Below are 20,656 nucleotides of genomic sequence, written 5' to 3'. Positions count from 1 at the left end.
ACATAGCCTCAATATCATCATTAACTTCTGAACTAACCATTATAAATTTCCATTTTCTTAATCTGCTGTTAAATTGTGGCTCCTTAGAAATGAGCAACATATAATCTTCTATTTGCCTATATATTTTTTTGGTAAGAACTACTCTTGGTGCTTTTAACTCTACAATTATATTTTCTTCAAGTTCAGTTGAATTTTCAGAGTAAGTACTTCTGGATCTATACATAAAAATATCTGGACGTCTCTTTTTTTCAGGATTATTTATTGTATAATTCTCCGTACTTTCATATCCATCTAATAAATAAGTATATTTTTCTAATGATTTCTCGAAATTTACGTCTGCAGATACTAAATGATATTGTTCACCAAATATCCAATAATTATTTTCTATTATTTTCTGTATATGATCTCTCTCATTGGTAAACATAGTTTCATCATAAATTAATTTCTTAAGTGCTTCTATTACTTTAAGCCTATTTTGAATAGATGATACTGTTCTAAGAATTTTTGATAAAGTAGTTTTCTTTAGTACATCATTTAATTCCAATCTTTCCTCTGGAGTTAAACTTGTTATACTATCCATAATATTTATAATACCCTCCCTTTCATCAGTATCTAGCAACAAATTAAGAAAACCTACAATAGATTTTTTATTTTCAATGGAACCAACAAATATTTTAGGTTGAACTGCGCATATCTCTGTTAAAACTTCCTTTAAGTCATCTTTTCTCATTAAATCATATCTGCTATCTTTAAATTTAGGAAAAGCGCCTTCCTTTTCAAGTTCGTCAACTATTAAAGGAGCTTGACTCTTAGTGAAATGTTTAATTTGGGATATTACCAATTCCCTTAAGTATTTTTCTAGAATTTTAAATGTTTTATCCTTTTGATTTTTATCATTGAAAGCACTAATCTGATTAGCATCTATATTTTTAATATCATCAATAGGATAAAAATCATTGAAATAATTCGACCGTACATATATACTATGTGGAAATTCTAGAGTTTTATTATTAAATGATGTCGGTTTCTTATAAATTTGCATATAATTTTCATTAATAAAATACGAATAATATTTTTGCTTTATTTTACCTACCCATTTAATAAAGTTTACTCTAAATGAGGCTCCCTCTATCTCAAATGTTACATCTTTACTTAATGATTCATCTATAAATTCCATATAATCCAATTTATTCCCATTTATAGTTATTTCATAATTATTATCTTTATTAAGATATAAAAACCATGCAAATTTATCATTGAAATATTTTGTAAACTTATTTGATTTAACATCTTCTGTATTTATAGAATTTATACCATAAATAGTTACTTCAGTACCAGTATTATTATCTGTTAACTCTTTATCACTTACATCAAATTCAGTTGAAGTTGATCTAAATATTTCAATTTTAAACCTTTCATTAGTGTCCCCATTATTACAAATAGTTTCCCAAACAGCTTGATTTCCAAAAGATATAAACGAAAATCTACCTTTACCTTTTGACCCATGAACATTACTACACTTTTTTATAGTTGTTTTTTTAGAATCTAAAACACATTTAAATGTGTTTTCCAATTCCTCAAAGTTAATTCCTTTACCATTATCCTTAATTATAACTGAATCAACTGTATCTAGTTCATTATAAGTGAATGATATATCTATTTTAGTTGCCCCCGCATCAAATCCATTCCATATATATTCACTTATTCCATCTTTATAATCTTTGTTAGATATTAACTTATCAATACTCCTATTCGTTAATTGAGCCGTATGCTTCATATTTATACCCCCCACTTATTCTTGCACTTCAAAAATAAACCAAGTATAATAGAGGTATATTAAAGAAATACAATTTATCATTTGAAACCACTGTTGATTTAGCCGTTATAGTGGTTTTATTTAATTTTACAATAAATTCAATAACTTTGTCTATACACCATCACAATTCATAATTGTTATATTCATATAATAATTATTTGATTTGGATCTTCTTGAAATTATAGCATAAAAAATAAAGGGAGCATATCAATTTATCCATACTAGCCTTTAAATCTATTTCTTAATAAGTACTATTTCCTTAACTCCATTTTTTAATTCCTTTTCTACTGCTGCAGCTATATCTTCATGGGTAGTTTGCCCGTAATACTCACCATTAACTTTCATTTCATATATATTAATAGGCTTGGCTTCTACATAATCTAGTCCAAAATAACTTTGTACGCCTTTGGTTATAGCTACTGAATATTCATCTTGATAAGTTCTAAGTAACAGATTATCTTCTTTATTATCAATGAAAGCTAGTTCTATTAAACAAGCATCCATATTGGTTTCTCTTATAACTTGGAAGTTTCCTTCTTTTACTCCTCTATTGTTCCTATATAAATTAGTATTTTTTAATAGTTCGCCATGTATAACATCCGCTAACTTCCTATATGCTAATTTGTAACAATACGTTTCTATACCGTAAGCCTTACTATTAAATGCGTTGCAGTGTAGGCTGATAAATATATCTGCCTTGAAATTATTAGCATCTTGAACCCTCTTTGATAGTGATCCATTTGTTATTAATACCTGGTGACCTTGTCTTTCCAAATCTATCTTTAATCTATTGGCCATTGAATGTGTAATATCACACTCTTGTGTTCCAAATCCTACTGCTCCACTTTCACAATTGTAATGTCCTTCATCTACCACTATCTTTGCCATAATCAATTCCTCCTTAAATTTTAATATAATAAAAGAGCAAAGTTTCCCTTACTCTTGCTTACTAATTTGATTTATAGTTATCTTTCCAGTCACAACATCATATCCACCGCACAGAACAACTGCAATTATTAGTGCATTACATATCAGCGTATAAACTCCAATTAAGTTTAGTGGAAATAATATCAAACTAGTGTTTATTATACATAGATGTAATACTGCTATCATCCAAGTATAAACTTTAGTTGGTATTTTTTTTATGATAGGTAATTCCTTTGTGAAATTAACCCACAGTTCTATTAATAATATAGCTACAGCAAAGGTTACTATTGTATCTACATTAAGATAATTACTAAATTCCATATATACTATTCCTCCTTATCTTCTACGCTATCAATACGCTTATGTGCTGATTTAGTACTCTCTTCAACTCTAATTAATCTTCCGTTAATATCCTCAATTTTTCTATCCTGCGCTTTAATATCTAGCCTTATATCGTCCACACCTCTACTTATATAATCCAGCTTAGTAGATACCACAGCATCATCTCGACCTTCTTGCTTAATATCTTTGCTTTGATTTCTTTTGAATGTGCTAATACCTATTACAGCTCCAATAACTGTACATATTACTCCAATGCTCACAGTTTCCATTTTCACACCATCCTTTTTATTTTTAAACATAAAAATAAATCAATAAAATACATGAGTATATTTTTTTTGAAAAGTGACACAATACTAAAAGAATTAATTAAATAAAAAAACTTATAAAATATTAAAATAACTTTGCATAATATATTAAAATAACTCACATACTATATATAAGATTGATGGTCTTATATATCAGATTTATTTTCTCCATTTTTGAATGCTTTATACTTTGAAAATATTACCTTTACATAGTAGGACAAGCCTATTTAACAAAAAAAGACTAGATTAATCTAGTCTTAAATTTCTATTTAGTTCGCTTTATCTGTCTAAAGTTTATTAACTTCTACCAATATTTCGTTTTTTTCACTTTCAGTAAGTTTTGTATACTCTAATATAATATCCTCACTTGTCCTATTTTCTTGTATCATCCTAGACCTTATTGCATTTACAAATATACTCTTTTTCCAACTTGGCATACATCTACACCCCCATCATATTAGCTATGGCTATTTCTATGTTCACCATTCTAGTTTCCATTGTACTTGGTACTATATCTATATATTCATACCAAACTTCATTTGTAGATTTTCTACATTTAAGAATTGCAATCTTGCCTTCTCTATTCTCTTTTAATGGTAATGATTCTATTGCAATACCTTTGACTTTATCTTTTTCTGTCAAGGTTTCTTCATCAAATACTATGCTAGTATCGTTATTTTGATTTTCAAATAAATATATCACTTATATCGCTCCTTTTTATTTTTAAATAATATTCTCACTTATTTTTTTATAACTTTCTATTGTATATACTCTTTCAAATTGTGGAAATTGTGTTATTATTGATGTTTTTGCCATAATTAATGTTCTACCACTAGATACATTATGATATACTCCAGTACTATATCCATGTGAAGTACTAGATACTGATGTATATAATATAGATAATGTATTTTTATCTAATTCATAAAACCCACAGTCTGAACTATTATATTTAGTTGCAAATATTCTACCATCGATAGTTAGATATATACAATCTACATAATTTTGTTTATTAGATACAACTATAGACATAGTTTGTGGATTTAATTTTAATATTGTATATTCACTAGTAGAATTTGATTTTATATACAAAAATCCATTATTATATACTATTTGAGATATAGCTGCATTCACATTTGTAAATAATTTTGAAGATGATGCTACTCGTAATAAGGTATTTTTATCTATTTTTTCAATAATAGCCCCTTCTGTACTATTATAAGGAATATATAAATAATTATTATCAAATGCAATACTATCTTGTCTATATATATAATTTAGAAAAGCAAAAGCAGAAGAGGCTGCTGTTATAGTATTAGATTCGATATTTAATTTTAATATTATACCCCTTTGATTAACAATATATATATAAGTATTATCAATAAACATACTACTTATAGTATTTAACTCAGTACTTGATGTAATCCCAATATTTAATAATGAATTACTTTCTTCCATAGTTATAAGATTAATTTTTGTTAAATAATAATTAGTATTAATAACTGTTATTGTATAAAAAAATTGTTCATTAATACTTACAGTTCCACATATATAGGGTGCTGCCAGTTTATTAGTAATAATCTTAGTATTTACAGTTTCTAAAGTATTACCTTTTAGTATTTTTATCTGACCAGTAAAACTTGTATCTGAAAAACACATAATAATTGTATTATTCTTGAGTTCTATTAATTGATTAAAATATCTAAACGGTGATTGTAAAAAGTTTATCACTTTAGTTTGAGTTGTCATTATAGGTAAGTATTGTTCTTTATTTATATCAATTATTGCACCTAAATATATTCTATCCATTTATTCCACCACCTTTTCTAAAAATACTGAACCATTTTCGATTCCCCATCTATATTTTTCTTTAGTAACTGTGTCTTCAATAACACTCGCCTTAGTAATGCCATCTTCTATGTTATTCATATTACTAGCACTTATTGGAGTTCCTTCTTCTGTAATAAGCCCTGATTTTGGTGTAAGTGTTATACTTCCATCTAGATTATTAGTTACATCATAAGTTCTAGGCTTTTCAACTATTCTATCTTTCCATACTGTTTTTGTATAAGCCATTTAATTCGCTCCTTTCTAAAATAACCTTGTATCATCACCGCAATCTATAACCCCACAAAACTGTATACTTGCCTTTGCATTTCTTATTAGTTCATATAAAAGTTTAATATTTATTTCTAATCTATTTGCATCAATAAAACTAAATGGTTCTAATGGCCTCCATGTATTTTTAGTAGGAATCCATCCAGGTACCTCATGAAACTGATTTTTCAAACTCTCTATATTACTCTCAATTCTATTTAAACTATCAGCAAATTCTACATCTGCATAAGTTCTATCTACTTTAGTTTTGCCTATACCTGCAGTTTTACAAAGATATTTTAATTCATCCAATGTTTCAATAATATTAGATTCTACTCTGTTGAGATCTTCTGGGTTATATATTCCTTCACTTGTCCATATTTTAGTCAACAATATTAATCCCTCCAATCAATGTAGACTTGCCTTTTAAATAGCCTTGGTACTCATATTCTTGTTTAGTAATTACAGCTTTTTTAGTCTCATAACTGTTCTCTATATCCACAATATCTAATGCATCCATGGAAGGATTTTGTCTCCAGTTTGCAATGTAGAGTGCTCTTAAATTCTTTATGCCTATTATCCAACTTCCTACACTTGTAGCTACAGTAGAGTTAGATATTAAAGTATTATCTATCTTTAAAGTATCTCCGATTTCCACACTTGAATTATTACAAATAACATCTACACTATTTTCTAAATCACTATAGTATTTAACCTCAACATTTTTTATTAAAGGTTCTAATGAAATTTGAGGTTCTTTAAACATATTATCCATGTCTATAATTCCACTAGATACCCCTAAATTAATGTTTATCAACTTAACATATAACTTATTATCTACAACATAAACATTACATTTTGCTGCTATTGCAACCATCTGTAGTGCAGTCCTGCAACTTACTTTCTTAATAAGACCAGTAGTACTTATGCTCTCCAGTGCAACATCTAATTCATAATCAATTATTCCTGCCTTAGATAAAATTGCTATGGCTACAGCCTTTAAATTAGTAGTACTTGATATTAAGTTTTCATATTCCTCACCATCCAAGGAATCTATAATATTTCTTGCTGTAAATGTAGCTGTCATAGCCCCTTCGTCACTCTGCCATTCTTTTAGCCAGTAAGTCCCCATTTTACAATATTCAAAAGAACCATTAAGTTCAGTACCTATCTCGCACAGAACTTGCTGCCTTTGTTGCAAAAACCTATAAAACCCTTGTGGATTTAAGATATTAAACTCTCTATTATTGTTGTATACCACAAACTTAAATTCATCTGGAATTATATTAGAGCTTGTTAAATCTAATTCCTGAATCAAATTAGCATTAATTAAATTGTTGTCATCATAAACACGCACTACTCCAAAATCTATTCCTAATACCTTTGCCCTTCTGTATGACTTACACCATTTTTTAATCTTAATTAATATCTTTTTGTAAAGATATAAAGGGGTTTCTATTACAAATCTAACTTGTGTATTATTAGTTATATTTATAGTACTTATAATGTTGTTATCTGTACCATAAGCCACTATATCAAAATCTACAGCATATTCACCACACAAGGTATCAAATGTTATTGTAAGTCCCATACTAGAATGAGTATTATTAAAGATAATTTCTATATTCTCTGGAGTAGTAAACATACTACCTTCTCCACACAAGCTATTACTCCACCACCCCATTTCTCCATTTGTGGCAGGGACCTGAGAAGGAATAACAAAGCTCCCATCAAGTTTCCACCTACTCTTTTCCCAGGTAGCTAACTTATAGGAGCTTTCTCTTTCCTTATTAAACATTTGTTGCTTATCACTTAAATTAAACTCGGTAGATGTAATCACATTTTTTATATCACCATTTGCTGTAGTATCAGATATATCGAAGGTTACACGTAACTTGCACATTCTACTAGGCGCTACTATAGCATCCCTAAATTTATCACTTACACTTTTCATTAGTAACACCTACCTTTCAATAATATTAAATGTAATTCCCTTATATTTAGGTACACCTTTTACAAATGTAATCATAGGTATTGTTCTATCGCCACAATAAAAAGTACCAGTTTTGATTCCATTATCTTCTGGATCTACATATTGCACCTCGAAAAATATTTGACTCACAGCATTTAATAATATACTTGCCTTCGTTCTATCTAATAAGTTCCAACTTAACTCTATTTTTCTCTTAGTAGCAATACGCTCTATTATCATAGTTCCATTTGCATTTCTTTCAGCATTAGAAATATCCTGTATTCCAATTTGATAAGTAGAAGGAGTGGGAATTTCCACCCCATTTATTTTTATAAGCTCCATTCTAACCACCCCTTTTATATAGTTTTAATTATCATGTTATTACCTAGTCTTTGTTTTTCCTTAGCTGCATATGGATTAATAATTCTAGCTAATGTCGTGCCATCTATCTGAAGAATAATATCTCCACTTTTAGAATTATTACTACTATTACCACTGGTTAATTGACTTGTAAATTGCATTGCTGATAAAAACCCATTAGCTATTATGCTTTGCATTTTATCCATCCACTCTGTATTATTTTCAAGTGGTACGATAGCCTCTTTACCAGCTTCCCCAAATACACCTAAAGTTGCTCTGTCCACAACTCCACCTTTTGCAAAGTAATTAACTCCAACCTTAGGTACTTCCTTGGTTTCTGCATTAAATTCACCAGTCATATAAAAATGAGGAAGTTTAACTTTTAATGTCGCATCGAAATTATTAAATAGCCTTTCAATATTTTCTATAGTATTCTTTGCCTTTTTATAAATTTTATCTATTTCATCAGTTATATCCTCAGATACACCTTTAAAACTTTTCTTAAATTTATCTGTCATATTACTTGTATTATTTATAAAGTCTTCTATATTCTTTCTAGTTTCATTTAGATTTTTATTAACTTCCTTTAGAGCTTCATTAGATGTACTCGCAACATCTTTATACGCTTGTCCTTGTGCATCAGTACTTTCCTTATTAGCTCTCGCCATTGCATCTGTAGCACCTTCTACTGTAGTAACTTGGTTATCATAAGATGTCTTAGTTATATTCTCTATATGTGATCTATCATCATCTATTGCATCCCTTAACTCCTGCTCATAAACCCTACCTTGGTTAGTAGTATTCCCATGAGTTCTTAATAATTCATCAAGAGATCTTTGTTTAGCCCCAATACTCTCTTCATATTTCTTAACTTCGTCATCAATAGATGCTTTAAAATCAGCATTAGCCTTATCAATTTTTGATTTTTTCTCTTGATAAGATATACTATCATCTTTTTCTATTGTAGATAAATAAGCACTATGCCTAGCAACTCTTTCATCATACTTTAAGCCCTCGTAGTTAAGCATATCATCGTTAATACCTTGTATAATACCATACTGCTTCATAAATTCATTCTTCTCAGCCTCTGTTAAATCAGCATACATAATTTTGACCTCTTCATTATACATGGACTGATTTACGCTCATTTCAGCTAATTTCTCAGTATTATGTGTTGCTATGGCATTCATATATTCTTGTGCTGATTGAGATAACATTCCAAACTTTTCTGTAGATGATTGTGTTGCTAAATCTACTTCCTCAGCTAGTCTTGTAGCGTTAAAATGAATACTATCAAGATAAATGTTTACATTAGATGTAGCAGTTCCAAATGCAGTATCTGTAGTTTGCGCTGCATTCTCTGCTTGTAATCCTGCCGCTGCTGATGCATCTCCTATACCTTCAATAGTCTCCTCACATGCAGCATTATCATTCCACCCAAAGAATCCCTTGATTTTGTCCCATAGCCAGCCAACCTTATCACCTATCCACCCTAAAACTGATCCTAAAGCATTGGATATGCTAGTCCACCACCCAAATTTATCTCCTATATTCTTTACTGCTACTACTAAGGCGACTATCCCACTTATTAGTAAAATGATTGGACATGCATCCATAGCTAGATTTAAAGCCATTTGTGCTACTGTTGCACCACCTGTAGCTAAAGTATGAGCTTTTGTTGCTATTGTACCCCCAATTTTACTGGCTGTATCTATAGCCCACTTTGTAGTACTTTTAATTAGTTCTACAGTTTGTTCTTTTAATGCTAAAGCGCTTTTAACAATTGAATCTTTTAATGCTCCCATTGATTTAATAGGATGTAATATTATATTTTTCCCCCATGCTATAAATTCGTTTGTACTTGTTCTTATTTTACTACTAAGTGTAATTATTTGAGCAATAGCATTAGTTGCTATTGTACTACCTAGACTCTTTATTGATCCTATACAATTAGTTAATAAAGTTTTAGCCCATATACCAAAATCAGCTATATTAATAATTATATTTCTACTTAGTAACATTATTTTTTCTACGAATTTACCCAAAGTATTTGTACCAAGCATAACGCCTTCTATCAATTGTTTAAATTTCCATGCGCCCCATAATACCAAAAAAACTTCTAAAACCTTATGACATTTTTCTATAACTATAGCTACAGCTTTAATTGCTCCAGCTACAATATTTAAAGTTACTGCTACTGCTCCTATAATTACGCTACCTGCCCAACTATTCATGAAATCTGTAACAAACTTAATTGCATCCCTTATTATCTCTGCTAATATAGTTCCAACCAACATAACTATGTCACCTATAACATTAATAAATGCCTGTCCTCCTAAATCTAAGAACTTACCGAACCAATTGCCAGCACTTACAATAAAGTCCCTTGCTGATATCGCTAAGCTATTCATGGAATCTATAAACTTTCTTGTATATGGATTATTATCTGGATTAAGATAATTCCAAAAGTTGCCTAATGCTACAAGTATATCTCCACCTATTTGAAGAGCTACCCCGCCAATTGCAATTCCTACTTCTCCTAAGCGTTGTACAAAGGCCTTACCACCATTATCCCATACAGATAATAGAAAAACTTTTAAAGAGTCACAACTATACCCAAATGAATTTTTGAAATAATCCCATTTTGAAAGAAACCATTCTCCATAATTATCCCATGCTGTTTTAAGCGGACTTAATAATTCAGATAATATTCCTTGAACTTTATTATTTAATTCAATAAGAGATTTTTCTGTTTGACTTGTATCTATAACTGGACTACTTATTGTACCAATTCCCCCAACTCCGCCTGAACCTGCTCCTCCTCCTGCTGAGTCATCATCACTAGATTTTAAGGTGTTTATTTCATCAAAGCCTACTAAAGCTCCAAGCTTTTTCTTTGCCTTATCAGCTTTTTCACCAACACCATCAGTTGCACCCCCTAGGTTATTCATGGCTCCAGCAGCATCCTCTATTTCTCCACCAACTCCCGCAAAAGCCATTCCGCCTCCCCCATCAGAACCACTACCACTTATACTAAATCCTAATGAACTAAGTACCGAATTAAATGTATTGGCCATTGCTACTAACTTCCCCATAATAGTATTGATAACATTAATTACTGGAGTCAATACTGCTATTAATCCTTGACCTATGCTAGCTTTAAGCGATTGAAATTGTAGGCTCAATAATCTTACTTGGTTAGCCCATCCACCGCTGGTCCTAGCAAAGTCTCCATTAGCGGCACTTAGTGTTTGTGTTACATATGCAAGTCTTAAAGATACCTTCTCCTGCTGATTCATAGCCTCTGTAGTTTTACCAAAACCATTGGCTAAAGCATATGCATCAAGATTCTCTTGTGTCATTACAACACCTAACTCTTTAAGTGCTTCTGTCTCACCAGTAAATACACTTTTTAATTTTGTATAAGCTTCATCCTGTTTAATGTTATAAAATGATGCTACATCTCCTGATAAATTAGTAAGTGTTTCTGACATCTCTTCAGCTTGACCCACTGCAAACCCCATAGACTTAGACATAGCTCCAAAGTTACCCATATACTTTTTAGCCATAGTTTCAGATAGTCCTGCGGTATTAATAGCATTTTTAGCAAATTCATCTACCTTAGCACTCATAGATCCAAAAGTAACATCAACAACATTTTGTACTTCTGTAAGATTTGATCCTAAATCCAAACATGACTTAGTAAATTTAGCTATCGTTGCAATTGCAAAAACACCAGCCAACATTTTACCGAGTTTGTCAAATGTACCACTCATGCCATCTACACTAGTATTAACCCTACTTGCCATACTATCCACTTTAGTTTGCACTTGTGCTACTTGATTATTAAACTGTTTAGTATTAGCACTAATAACTACTTGCAATTCTTCTAGTGTCACTTATTCTCACCCCCAATCTGGTACTTCTGTGAATTTATTCTTTGTGCAAACTCTTTCATATGCTGCTTATTTATTTCTATCTGTGCATTTATTTTGTTTTCTTCATTATCCTTACTTTCTTCCTCAAATATATCAGCAAATATATCTAAGAATTGAATCGGTTGATTATCCTTACTTATTATGCATGCTGTACCATTAGTAATTAATGTAGAGAGTCTATAAACCATATCTGCTGTATCTTTTCTTCTTATTTCCCTTTTTCTCAGAAAAGAATCTCTTACTTTGGTTATTTCTTTAATTGTCATATCATAAAAATCACTTACGCTTATTCCGCAATCTAACGCATCATCAAGCAAATATTCTTCAATAAATTCTGTATATGTTTCTGGTGCTTTATTTAAAAATGGGGAAGTAGCATTTTCGCTATCTTCCCCTACTTTAAATTTTCTCCTTTCTCTTCTGGAGTACCTAATATTCCACTTTTATTAAGTAAATCCATCACTTCTTCAAATAAATTAAGTTGTGTTTTACCACTCTCAATATACTCATCCACTAAATCACAGGTCTTGTCAAAAGTCATTCCATGATGGTATTTTTGAAGTGCCCCCCATAGTATTGATACCTGGTATTTCAAAGAAGGTATCGGCATTTTACTTATTTTTTTCATATTGACTTTACCTTTGCCATCAACAGAGTTTGAAGTAGCATTCCCCATACCTAGTATTTCATCAAGTATATTGCCACCTAACTTTTCTTCTATCAAAATAGTTGAACTAGTTGTTAGCTTTAATTTATACTCTTTTTCTCCTACTGTTAAAACTTTATACATCATATAAATCTCTCCTTATCTATTTAAATTAATAAAGGACATACACTTAAGTACGTCCTATGGATTAAGCTTGCGCGGTTGGATCTGTTACTGCAATGTCTGATTGTAAAGCTAGTGATAGTGTAAAATCAATAGCCCCATTAACTCCGCCACCACCAAGTTTCACACTACATTGTGCTCTAAATACAAACTTTGTTCCATCTGGATAAGCTTGTTCGAAGTCTACTACAGTCTTATCATCTGCAAACTTTCTTAGAATTCTATATGGGCTAGTAGCACTATCATTCTTATACTTAAACTTATAAGCCAAATCTCCATAATCTCCAATACCGAACTCATATTGTTTAGTTGTATCCTCTAACGTTGTATTTTCTACCTTCTCTGGATCATTACCCATCTCAGGCACTTCTTTTAACCCCACTAGCTTTATAAAAGTACTCCCTGTGGATTTATAACTTAATGTAATTCCATTTGCTAACATTTAACATCATCCTTTCTAATTTAAAATTATTCTTTATATACAAACTCAGTCTCAGTATCTATAACACCTTCATACCTCATAACTTTATGTTTTAATCCACTAGTGTCTGAAACATCTTGACAAAATGTACGTTGTAGTCCTAACTTTGATAATTTCTTATCCACTTCTAATGTCGTAAATGAAGTGCTTTTGTTATGCCATATATCAACTCTATATCTTAGATATGACTTTGATTCTTCCCCATCTACCCATTCAGCGACTTTATTATCCTCTTCTGTATATTGAATAGCGGGGAATGTTGCCCAATCTGCTGGATAGCTATCACTTACATTAGAAGATATATCTTTAATTGCTGCATATACTTGGTCCTTAACATTAATCATCTACCTGCCACCTCCCTTATTTTCTTTTCTAAGTCACTTGCTATATTCTTTTTCACAAGTTCTTCATTATTCTTTAATGCTGGATACAAGTAAGGTTGAGCTGGTTGCCCTTCAATCCACCTAACTCCTACATCTGGAATATTAACCTTCCATTTATCTTGCTTATAGCTTAATTGTCCAGGATATTTATCTGTTACTGAGGTAGTTTCTCCTTTTTTACCAGTCCCAAACTCAACATATGGCGCTATTTCATAATTAGTTGTTACTGTTGCAACTATGCCACTATTTACTTCTTTCACATCAGTTGTAATGCTATTTCTCAAATCACCATTATCTACTGGACATAATAATTTTGCTTCCCCTTGAACCATCTTTATATTTTTTTCCATAGATTTCTTAAGCTCTTGCTTACTATTAATATTCAAGCTATCTAGTTTCTTTAGTAGCTTATCCATACCTTTTATATTTCCGCTATTCATACTATCTTCTCCAGCTCTATTACCCTATGTGAGTATCTTTTAATAGATATAATTTTATAGTCCGGTTCACTATCTTTAGATACATAAACACAAACTCCATCACCCTCTATTAATTCCATCTGTCCATCGTAAAGCATATTTAAAATATAATTAAGTCTTTCTCCATATATTTCAGCCTGCAACTTTCCACTTGCTGGAGATATATTAGCCTTTATTTCTATAGACGTTGAATATCCTGGATACTTACCACCCTCATTATCCCTTATGATTACTTTCTTTTTAATATAATAAAGTTTCTTATTCTTAATTCTCATTAGCTATACCTACCGCCTTTAATCTTCTAAAAGTATTAAGTCTATTCTTAATATTTTCTGGTATCTCTGTAGAATAACTTACAGATACCCCACCTTCACTTCTAGATGATTCTCCCTCACTACCCATACGATTATAGTAAATAATAGCTAATTCTCTTTGTATGCCTTCTGCTTTAGCTATAAGTGTATCTCTATTGGTATAATCTAATATTTCCCCTTCTGCATCTTCAAGGAATTGATTTAGTAAAGTATCCTCACAATCTGGCAGCCTTATTTTTAACTTTTCTAACTGAGTCACATTAACACCACCTAAAAAAGGATACTATTTAGCATCCTCTATCATTGTAATAATCTCATCTTTTTTAGCTTTTGAAGGTATCTCAATTCCTTTTTCAATTGCTAACTCTTTTAATTGTTCAATATTTAGTATGCTTAATTCAGTAGCTATATCTTCCCACCCATCTTTAACTAATCTTTTCTTATAATCTTCATCAACCACTACTTTTTCAATATTATCCTTCTTTAATCTATATTCCATAATTTTGCCTCCTATTTAGTATTAAGGTAGATTGATTTTTCTTGATTTTTCTTAATCCATAGTTCATGATATCTTCTATAATCCATAGACCAACCACTAAATCTTTGATTTACAGATGGATCAAATATTCTTAAATCATCTTGTTTGGATACTGCAATTGGAGTGGTTAAAGGACAGATTACAAAGTTAATATCTTTTGCAGTAGATCCTTTTACATATCCACCTACGGTTTGTCCAGTTGTTTCTCCATCATATATTTCTATAGCACTATACATTCTATTATCTGGGACCGGAATCATTGGTACTCCATCAATTGAATTTACTGTAGTATTAAATCCACCTGCTGCAAATGTTTGAGCTGATAACTTTCCTGTCATTGCTAACTCTATCTCCATTTGTGCATCATAAGAAATCATAATAACCAATGATCCATTATATCCTTGCTTTCTTATATTCTTAATACCAGTTTTAATCTCAGTTATTATAGTTGCATTAGTAGCGGTATATCCGTCCTTTACCATTGTTCCAGCAGTAATAGCAGTAGTGGCAACCTTAGAAATACGATAAGCATCTATCTCTGGTATTACATGCTCTCTTTGAAATTCTCCCATAATTGTTGATGCAGTTAAAACAAACCCAGTTTCATCAACATCATTCTTATCTATTCCAAATGCTCTACCTCTATCTTGTGTCATAGTGTAGGTATTATATTTGTAATCTATCTTTCCACCTACAAACCCTTCATTATTTGCTCTTTTATAATCTGCAAGTCCTTCCATTGATAAAGTAGGTATTTTTACTTCATTACCTCCAGCATATTTAACTTGCCCTGCATTAGCATCCATCCATCCTGTACATGCTTCTTGAACTGCCATTTTATCTAATTCACTTTGAATTAAAGTTGCGAATTGAATTGTATTTGCCATTGTTTATCATCCTCTTTCTTTTTAAATTTGACCTCTCATTGCTTTAGCTATTTGTTCTTGCAATGAATTATTACTTTGTCCACCCTTAGGAGGATTTCCACCTCTTAACTTATCATTTACAGCTTTCTCTACTGCTCCTTGGAACGCCTTCTCCACTGCTTCAATGCTTTTATTGCACATATCAGCATTTTCATAATTAAGAATATCCACTAGCTCTTTAGGCATACCTTTTTCTGCTAGAGTTTCATAAGCCTGTGCTTTTAGTTCTCTAGTAGTAATATCTTTTTCCCTCTTAGTAAGTTCTTCTACTCTCTTTTCTTCTGCATACTTTGCCTTTTCATCAGCATTCATCTTTGCCAACTTCTCGGCTTCTGTCTTCGCCGTTTCTAGCTTACTATTATACTCAGCTTCCCATTTTGCCTTTGCTGTTTCTTGAGCTTTGGATAATCTTTTATCAAATTCGGATTGATACCTCTTATCCTTTAATACATCATCAAAGCTCTTATCCCCACCTTCTTGTCCTTCCTTACCTTCAGTATCGCCCTCTGTATTAGTATTGTTGGTTCCAGTTTCTCCAGTTGTAGCAGTTCCCCCATTAGTTCCAGTATCTGGTGCTAACATAGGTCGATACCTACATAGTCCTAAGTTTATTAATAGTTTCGTATTCATAATTACCTCCCGCCCGATACATTGCTATTGCCCCATATCGTTCAAATATTTTATTCTAGCCTTTTAAAGCCTTGCTAAGGGCATAATAAAAAGCCTTAGTTTCCTAAGACTTAATTAATCATAAAATTTAAGCTCTTTAACTTCTTCTAAAAGAACCTTTGTTTCATTTAACATTATTCTATTCTCTATAGTCCTCATTATGTTAACTGAAATATTCATAATCAACGCTATAATAAGCACTATTTCTATAGATATACTTATTTGATTTTTAACCTTATAACCCGCCATCTCATCCTCTCCTTAATTTTAAGTATAATAAAAGCACCTACATAAGTAAGCGCTTAATAACTTTTATATTTTATTTACCCGGTTTCCATTGATGACCACATTTTAAACAAGTTACCAGAACTTTATTCTTTCCATGGCCTGCTGCTAAAACTCCATATGCTCCCACAGTTGCTACACCTAATGCACCTTTTGCTAAACTAAATCCTTTTTTATTAGCTGTAATTGATATGCTTCCACATTTAGGGCATCGAACTACACTATCATCTTTAGTACCACCATCTTGGTTTGAATCCATTATTCTTTCATAACCTTTTCTTTTTCTTTCTTTTTCCTCTTCTTTTATGGCTCTTTCTATTCTTTTTTCTTCTCTTTTATATTCATTTTCTATTTTCACTTGACTGACTTCCCCGTTTAAATTTTCTAATCCTAACTCTAGATGTTTTCCTAAGGCATTGTAAACTTTAATAATTTCCTTTTCTTTTGCTATTTTTATTTTTATTATTTCCTCATTTTTCATGTATATTTCTATAATTCCATCTTCAAATCTTACATCCTTTAAATCTTCAATTAAGAAGCACATCTTATCACCAAGTGGTATATCAAAATATAATCTCTTTGGATATATCTTAAGAACAGCAGATATTTCTTTTTTTAAATCTGGTGCTTCTTTAATATTAACTGAAATATTACAATCATGTCCCAATGAACCACCATCAACTTTTATAAGCTCTTTATACTGTTTCTTATCTATAATCATAATTTTACCCCCTATATCCCTTATGAGTATAATAATATAACAAAAATAGGAATAATAAAAGCACCTACTCTTTATCTAAGTAAGTGCCTTAGGGCCTATATATTATTTCTAATATGTCTTCTTTTTCAATAGTATCTACTTCTGGTGGGTTTATTTCAATTTCATAAGCTTTTTCGTCTGACCATATGCCTAACACCGTTCCTGTTCTACCATCCTTTAATTTTACAATATCACATTCTTTAATATTAATCATACTTTAAATCACTCTCCTTTAATTTATCAATAAATACAGTAGTTAATCTGGTTCCATTATCATCTGCCATAATCCCAACCTTAACCTTTGCTTGTTTATTTTTTAATCCTCTTAGAACCATATTTACTTCATATTTTTTACCATGAAGTGTATCACCTTTTAATATAGCTGGGTATTTATCTATATTATCTTTTATTAATATATCTAATTCTTTAAAATTATCTATAGTATATCCTAGTCTGCTTTCAAAAGCTTTTCCTTTAGATAGTCCTTGATCATTAGAACCACCGAATAAATAGTTCGTATATTTTCTCTCATCTACACTAAATTTATCAGTATTTTCGAGTATGTTTTTAGGATTGTTTTTTACCCCATTCTTAAGTTTATAATTATATTTAGTAAGTTTCCACTCTTCAATATTATTATACTTCAATTCTCTAAAATCTGTAAACGACTTAGGGACATCTTTCCCAAGTATTTCTTTATATTTTTTATATTGAATTCTATCAGAAGCTTTATTCTTAATCATATTCTGGAATGTTTCAGCTTGCTGCTCTCCATACTTACCTACTACATTCTGCTTATACCATTCATCATATTTCATATTACCTGGTACTGTGTAAGATTTACCGGTCTCTGGATCTCTTGCTCTTCTTTTTAAGTTGTTATACCATTCATCACCCATATAGGCTATAGTTGTACTTCTGCACCATGGATGTAATGGTGGTAAGTTTTCACCTGCGACACCTTTGCTTACATCAACACACTCTCCATCCATTTCCCTACAGTTTGTTGAAGTTCTTAAATCTAGTGTAGCTACAAATACATATTTCTCAATGTCACATTCCTTATAACTTTCTAATTCTGCATCATTAGTAATATAAGTTGTTTCTGTTCTTATAAGCCTTTCACTGGCCATCTTGCCATATTGACTTAATTCAGCTAATTCTAAAGCCATTCTTTTGGAGCTCTTACCATTCATTAGTCCTGATGTTATAGCTTCCTCTAGCTTTTTGGCTAATACCTCTGTATTACCCCATACTCTTTCTGAATAGTTTTTTCCGCTCCAATTATTCTTCAGTACTTCTTCTATTCTATCTATAGGCATAGGTGAAAAGTCAAATCCAAGTCCTGTACCTTTCTGTATGTCGTAGATGTTCTTATAGTAAGCATCATTAATATTATTAATATAGCTCAATTCCCCTTGTTTTAACTGCACAGTAGCTACCTTTGCAGTATTTATCCTAATGCTTTCTTTAAGTGCCTCTAATCTTGTAATCCGTGCTTTATACGCATTAGCATTTATTTGAGCCATCAAAGTTCTTTTTAACTCTACATCCTCAATACCATTAATTTTACTTCTAATGCTTTCAAGTTCCTTTTTAGGTATTTTACTATTAAGTATTTCCTTAGTTTCTTTTATACTTAACCCACTATCAAATTGAAACTTAAAGAATATCTTTTTAATATCACTATTAATATCTTCTATAGCTTTATCATGAGCATTATTTATCCTATAAACAGTTTTATCACTATTCTTATGATAAGACTCCATTCTCTCATTAGCTCTATCACTCCAATAGGAATTACTCTTCTTCCTCTTCATCTACCTCACCATCTTCTTCAGTAGATTTATTATATTTGCTATTGTTTTGTTGTCCAAACTTAAAGTCATATGACCCAAATGCTTTCTGCTGATCCTCAAGATTCTTTTCTTTTTCTTTATCTAGTCTTTTCTTTTCCTCTTCAATATCTATTTCACCATCAAACCTTTTAACTCTAGTTTCCCATGATATAAATCCATCTGTTTCTTGTGCTATCTTTGCCATTAATTCCTCATCCACTGGAAGAGTTCTCTTCATAGTAATATCTATATCACCCGAATTAACGACCTTAGCTTTTATATTTGATATATTAGACATTAACCTTAACCGTTGTCTTAAACCCTTCTTGAAGTATCTCTCCTTGGTCTTTCCGAGCCCTTCAAACCCTAGAAGCTTATACTTCATAGCTATTCCTGAAGAATTACCTACAAAATTTTCATCTGTAAGGCAAGGTACTTTACTAAATTCATGTATATCTTCTTTAATAGCTCTTTTTAATACTTCTGTTTGCTCTTCGTCTAATTGTTTAACTAACCACTTGGCATCCCCATTTTCATCAAGCTCTATTATTTTATTTTCCCTAAGGTATTTAACTGTTTCATTTACTTCATCCTTAGTATCCCCTAGCGATTGTCCAACAATTACTAAGAATGCATCAACTAACTGCTCTTTATCGTTTACTCTATCCGATTGAAGCTTGTTATAAGCATCTATTAAACTTATTACACCTTCAAAATCTCCTCTAAGTTTTTTATTATTTTGATATTCAACTATAGGTACATCTCCAAAATAATGTACATCTCTGTCTTTTTCTTCTGGAGTTTTAGTTCCTAAATCACTAAAAAAATAATGTATAACCTCATTATCAGTATATACATTCACATCATAGCCTTTACTTGTATCATTAATATCTAACTTCTCAATATATGTTACTGCAAACATTGGCTTATGTTTTACTGTAGTATCTGATACTAAAAAAGTATTTAAAGGACTAGATACCGCTAACTCTGAATAGGGTAATTCATCATCATTCATGTATAGTAATTCATATCCTACACCCATGATAGATATGTCTATAGCAAGTTCATTATTGTGACTATCTTCATCTATTTCAGTAAATATCCCATTGAGTTCATCTGAACCCACACCCGCATAAGATACTGGAGCTCCAAATACATATCCAACAGCTATATCAGTTATATATTCTGCATGATTGCATACTAATTTATTGTTAGGTATATTAGGGTTATCAAATCTTCTATTTAATATCTTATGTTCGCCATCGTAATAATTATTTAGATGCTCATACCTTTCAATCATAGCTTTATGATTATCAATACATTTAATTAACAGTTCTATTGGTATACTCCCATCTTCATTAAGCAGTTCTCTATCTTTATAAATTGCCATTCTAACC

Annotated in this window: 27 protein-coding genes; all 27 read right to left on the bottom strand. The window is 31.0% G+C overall.

From position 1 onward, the window contains the following. On the bottom strand, positions 1 to 1,777 hold a 1,777-nt coding region (locus tag RSA29_RS10590), incomplete at its 3' end, for an ATP-binding protein (RefSeq protein WP_346944428.1). A gap of 273 nt (positions 1,778 to 2,050) precedes the next feature. Then, positions 2,051 to 2,704 carry an N-acetylmuramoyl-L-alanine amidase gene (locus tag RSA29_RS10585; protein ID WP_346944427.1) on the bottom strand — a complete coding sequence of 218 codons (654 nt, stop codon included), beginning with the start codon at positions 2,702 to 2,704 and terminating at the stop codon, positions 2,051 to 2,053. Positions 2,705 to 2,752: 48 nt separating this feature from the next. Then, complete coding sequence (locus RSA29_RS10580; RefSeq protein ID WP_332661519.1) at positions 2,753 to 3,064, bottom strand: hypothetical protein; 312 nt, start codon at positions 3,062 to 3,064, stop codon at positions 2,753 to 2,755. A 5-nt stretch (positions 3,065 to 3,069) separates the two neighbouring features. After that, on the bottom strand, positions 3,070 to 3,354 hold the full coding sequence (locus RSA29_RS10575; RefSeq protein WP_346944426.1) for a hypothetical protein: 285 nt from the start codon (positions 3,352 to 3,354) through the stop codon (positions 3,070 to 3,072). Positions 3,355 to 3,677: 323 nt separating this feature from the next. Then, a complete protein-coding gene (locus RSA29_RS10570) occupies positions 3,678 to 3,827 on the bottom strand; it encodes a hypothetical protein (RefSeq protein ID WP_332661521.1) in 150 nt (49 codons plus the stop codon). 4 nt (positions 3,828 to 3,831) lie between these two features. After that, entirely contained in the window at positions 3,832 to 4,092 is a 261-nt protein-coding gene (locus tag RSA29_RS10565; RefSeq protein WP_332661522.1) for a hypothetical protein, read from the bottom strand. 21 nt (positions 4,093 to 4,113) lie between these two features. Further along, a complete protein-coding gene (locus RSA29_RS10560; RefSeq protein ID WP_332661523.1) occupies positions 4,114 to 5,199 on the bottom strand; it encodes a hypothetical protein in 1,086 nt (361 codons plus the stop codon). Further along, on the bottom strand, positions 5,200 to 5,466 hold the full coding sequence (locus tag RSA29_RS10555) for a hypothetical protein (protein WP_332661524.1): 267 nt from the start codon (positions 5,464 to 5,466) through the stop codon (positions 5,200 to 5,202). A 15-nt stretch (positions 5,467 to 5,481) separates the two neighbouring features. Beyond that, positions 5,482 to 5,880 carry a hypothetical protein gene (locus tag RSA29_RS10550; protein WP_332661525.1) on the bottom strand — a complete coding sequence of 133 codons (399 nt, stop codon included), beginning with the start codon at positions 5,878 to 5,880 and terminating at the stop codon, positions 5,482 to 5,484. After that, on the bottom strand, positions 5,870 to 7,441 hold the full coding sequence (locus tag RSA29_RS10545; protein ID WP_346944425.1) for a hypothetical protein: 1,572 nt from the start codon (positions 7,439 to 7,441) through the stop codon (positions 5,870 to 5,872). Before RSA29_RS10545 ends, RSA29_RS10550 begins: the two co-directional genes overlap by 11 nt. A 9-nt stretch (positions 7,442 to 7,450) precedes the next feature. Further along, a complete protein-coding gene (locus tag RSA29_RS10540; RefSeq protein WP_332661527.1) occupies positions 7,451 to 7,801 on the bottom strand; it encodes a DUF6711 family protein in 351 nt (116 codons plus the stop codon). Between the two features lie 14 nt (positions 7,802 to 7,815). Continuing rightward, positions 7,816 to 11,718, bottom strand: a complete 3,903-nt coding sequence (locus RSA29_RS10535; RefSeq protein WP_346944424.1) for a hypothetical protein — start codon at positions 11,716 to 11,718, stop codon at positions 7,816 to 7,818. Next, positions 11,715 to 12,074 (bottom strand): hypothetical protein, encoded by a 360-nt coding sequence (locus RSA29_RS10530; RefSeq protein ID WP_346944356.1) that lies wholly within the window; start codon positions 12,072 to 12,074, stop codon positions 11,715 to 11,717. Before RSA29_RS10530 ends, RSA29_RS10535 begins: the two co-directional genes overlap by 4 nt. Before the next feature lie 77 nt (positions 12,075 to 12,151). Continuing rightward, positions 12,152 to 12,550 (bottom strand): DUF6096 family protein, encoded by a 399-nt coding sequence (locus tag RSA29_RS10525; RefSeq protein WP_346944357.1) that lies wholly within the window; start codon positions 12,548 to 12,550, stop codon positions 12,152 to 12,154. A 61-nt stretch (positions 12,551 to 12,611) separates the two neighbouring features. Continuing rightward, a complete protein-coding gene (locus RSA29_RS10520; RefSeq protein WP_346944358.1) occupies positions 12,612 to 13,028 on the bottom strand; it encodes a phage tail tube protein in 417 nt (138 codons plus the stop codon). Positions 13,029 to 13,054: 26 nt separating this feature from the next. Then, a complete protein-coding gene (locus RSA29_RS10515; RefSeq protein WP_346944359.1) occupies positions 13,055 to 13,411 on the bottom strand; it encodes a hypothetical protein in 357 nt (118 codons plus the stop codon). Beyond that, the gene (locus tag RSA29_RS10510) at positions 13,408 to 13,890 is read right to left on the bottom strand and encodes an HK97-gp10 family putative phage morphogenesis protein (protein ID WP_346944360.1); all 483 of its coding nucleotides are present in this window, start codon (positions 13,888 to 13,890) and stop codon (positions 13,408 to 13,410) included. The genes RSA29_RS10515 and RSA29_RS10510 overlap by 4 nt, the downstream gene beginning before the upstream one ends. Then, positions 13,887 to 14,204: a hypothetical protein gene (locus RSA29_RS10505; protein WP_346944361.1), complete on the bottom strand. Its 318-nt coding sequence runs from the start codon at positions 14,202 to 14,204 to the stop codon at positions 13,887 to 13,889. Before RSA29_RS10505 ends, RSA29_RS10510 begins: the two co-directional genes overlap by 4 nt. Continuing rightward, a complete protein-coding gene (locus tag RSA29_RS10500; RefSeq protein WP_346944423.1) occupies positions 14,194 to 14,502 on the bottom strand; it encodes a phage head-tail connector protein in 309 nt (102 codons plus the stop codon). The genes RSA29_RS10505 and RSA29_RS10500 overlap by 11 nt, the downstream gene beginning before the upstream one ends. Positions 14,503 to 14,526: 24 nt before the next feature. Further along, positions 14,527 to 14,742, bottom strand: a complete 216-nt coding sequence (locus RSA29_RS10495; RefSeq protein WP_346944422.1) for a Rho termination factor N-terminal domain-containing protein — start codon at positions 14,740 to 14,742, stop codon at positions 14,527 to 14,529. Positions 14,743 to 14,753: 11 nt separating this feature from the next. Continuing rightward, positions 14,754 to 15,668: a hypothetical protein gene (locus tag RSA29_RS10490; protein WP_346944421.1), complete on the bottom strand. Its 915-nt coding sequence runs from the start codon at positions 15,666 to 15,668 to the stop codon at positions 14,754 to 14,756. Between the two features lie 21 nt (positions 15,669 to 15,689). After that, positions 15,690 to 16,337, bottom strand: a complete 648-nt coding sequence (locus tag RSA29_RS10485) for a DUF4355 domain-containing protein (RefSeq protein ID WP_346944420.1) — start codon at positions 16,335 to 16,337, stop codon at positions 15,690 to 15,692. 114 nt (positions 16,338 to 16,451) lie between these two features. Then, positions 16,452 to 16,625 (bottom strand): hypothetical protein, encoded by a 174-nt coding sequence (locus tag RSA29_RS10480; RefSeq protein WP_346944419.1) that lies wholly within the window; start codon positions 16,623 to 16,625, stop codon positions 16,452 to 16,454. Between the two features lie 70 nt (positions 16,626 to 16,695). Next, complete coding sequence (locus RSA29_RS10475) at positions 16,696 to 17,382, bottom strand: hypothetical protein (RefSeq protein WP_346944418.1); 687 nt, start codon at positions 17,380 to 17,382, stop codon at positions 16,696 to 16,698. Positions 17,383 to 17,470: 88 nt separating this feature from the next. Next, on the bottom strand, positions 17,471 to 17,635 hold the full coding sequence (locus RSA29_RS10470; RefSeq protein WP_346944417.1) for a hypothetical protein: 165 nt from the start codon (positions 17,633 to 17,635) through the stop codon (positions 17,471 to 17,473). After that, positions 17,628 to 19,241, bottom strand: coding sequence for a minor capsid protein (locus RSA29_RS10465; protein WP_346944416.1), 1,614 nt, complete (start codon positions 19,239 to 19,241; stop codon positions 17,628 to 17,630). The genes RSA29_RS10470 and RSA29_RS10465 overlap by 8 nt, the downstream gene beginning before the upstream one ends. Further along, positions 19,222 to 20,649: a phage portal protein gene (locus RSA29_RS10460; protein WP_346944415.1), complete on the bottom strand. Its 1,428-nt coding sequence runs from the start codon at positions 20,647 to 20,649 to the stop codon at positions 19,222 to 19,224. The genes RSA29_RS10465 and RSA29_RS10460 overlap by 20 nt, the downstream gene beginning before the upstream one ends. Positions 20,650 to 20,656 lie beyond the last annotated feature (7 nt).

The sequence above is a fragment of the Clostridium sp. genome (assembly GCF_036660475.1).
Classification (GTDB): domain Bacteria; phylum Bacillota; class Clostridia; order Clostridiales; family Clostridiaceae; genus Clostridium_J.
The sequence above is the reverse complement of the archived record's forward strand: the minus strand, read 5'-3'. Positions and strand labels throughout refer to the sequence as shown.

Excerpts from the sequence above, each read along its gene's own strand:
- RSA29_RS10580 (WP_332661519.1), bottom strand. The coding sequence starts at position 3,064 with ATGGAATTTAGTAATTATCTTAATGTAGATACAATAGTAACCTTTGCT.
- RSA29_RS10480 (WP_346944419.1), bottom strand. The coding sequence starts at position 16,625 with ATGGCGGGTTATAAGGTTAAAAATCAAATAAGTATATCTATAGAAATA.
- RSA29_RS10555 (WP_332661524.1), bottom strand. The coding sequence starts at position 5,466 with ATGGCTTATACAAAAACAGTATGGAAAGATAGAATAGTTGAAAAGCCT.
- RSA29_RS10495 (WP_346944422.1), bottom strand. The coding sequence starts at position 14,742 with ATGGAATATAGATTAAAGAAGGATAATATTGAAAAAGTAGTGGTTGAT.
- RSA29_RS10545 (WP_346944425.1), bottom strand. The coding sequence starts at position 7,441 with ATGAAAAGTGTAAGTGATAAATTTAGGGATGCTATAGTAGCGCCTAGT.
- RSA29_RS10585 (WP_346944427.1), bottom strand. The coding sequence starts at position 2,704 with ATGGCAAAGATAGTGGTAGATGAAGGACATTACAATTGTGAAAGTGGA.
- RSA29_RS10520 (WP_346944358.1), bottom strand. The coding sequence starts at position 13,028 with ATGTTAGCAAATGGAATTACATTAAGTTATAAATCCACAGGGAGTACT.
- RSA29_RS10510 (WP_346944360.1), bottom strand. The coding sequence starts at position 13,890 with ATGAATAGCGGAAATATAAAAGGTATGGATAAGCTACTAAAGAAACTA.
- RSA29_RS10475 (WP_346944418.1), bottom strand. The coding sequence starts at position 17,382 with ATGATTATAGATAAGAAACAGTATAAAGAGCTTATAAAAGTTGATGGT.
- RSA29_RS10490 (WP_346944421.1), bottom strand. The coding sequence starts at position 15,668 with ATGGCAAATACAATTCAATTCGCAACTTTAATTCAAAGTGAATTAGAT.
- RSA29_RS10465 (WP_346944416.1), bottom strand. The coding sequence starts at position 19,241 with ATGAAGAGGAAGAAGAGTAATTCCTATTGGAGTGATAGAGCTAATGAG.
- RSA29_RS10470 (WP_346944417.1), bottom strand. The coding sequence starts at position 17,635 with ATGATTAATATTAAAGAATGTGATATTGTAAAATTAAAGGATGGTAGA.
- RSA29_RS10570 (WP_332661521.1), bottom strand. The coding sequence starts at position 3,827 with ATGCCAAGTTGGAAAAAGAGTATATTTGTAAATGCAATAAGGTCTAGG.
- RSA29_RS10460 (WP_346944415.1), bottom strand. The coding sequence starts at position 20,649 with ATGGCAATTTATAAAGATAGAGAACTGCTTAATGAAGATGGGAGTATA.
- RSA29_RS10540 (WP_332661527.1), bottom strand. The coding sequence starts at position 7,801 with ATGGAGCTTATAAAAATAAATGGGGTGGAAATTCCCACTCCTTCTACT.
- RSA29_RS10525 (WP_346944357.1), bottom strand. The coding sequence starts at position 12,550 with ATGATGTATAAAGTTTTAACAGTAGGAGAAAAAGAGTATAAATTAAAG.
- RSA29_RS10505 (WP_346944361.1), bottom strand. The coding sequence starts at position 14,204 with ATGAGAATTAAGAATAAGAAACTTTATTATATTAAAAAGAAAGTAATC.
- RSA29_RS10515 (WP_346944359.1), bottom strand. The coding sequence starts at position 13,411 with ATGATTAATGTTAAGGACCAAGTATATGCAGCAATTAAAGATATATCT.
- RSA29_RS10485 (WP_346944420.1), bottom strand. The coding sequence starts at position 16,337 with ATGAATACGAAACTATTAATAAACTTAGGACTATGTAGGTATCGACCT.
- RSA29_RS10575 (WP_346944426.1), bottom strand. The coding sequence starts at position 3,354 with ATGGAAACTGTGAGCATTGGAGTAATATGTACAGTTATTGGAGCTGTA.
- RSA29_RS10560 (WP_332661523.1), bottom strand. The coding sequence starts at position 5,199 with ATGGATAGAATATATTTAGGTGCAATAATTGATATAAATAAAGAACAA.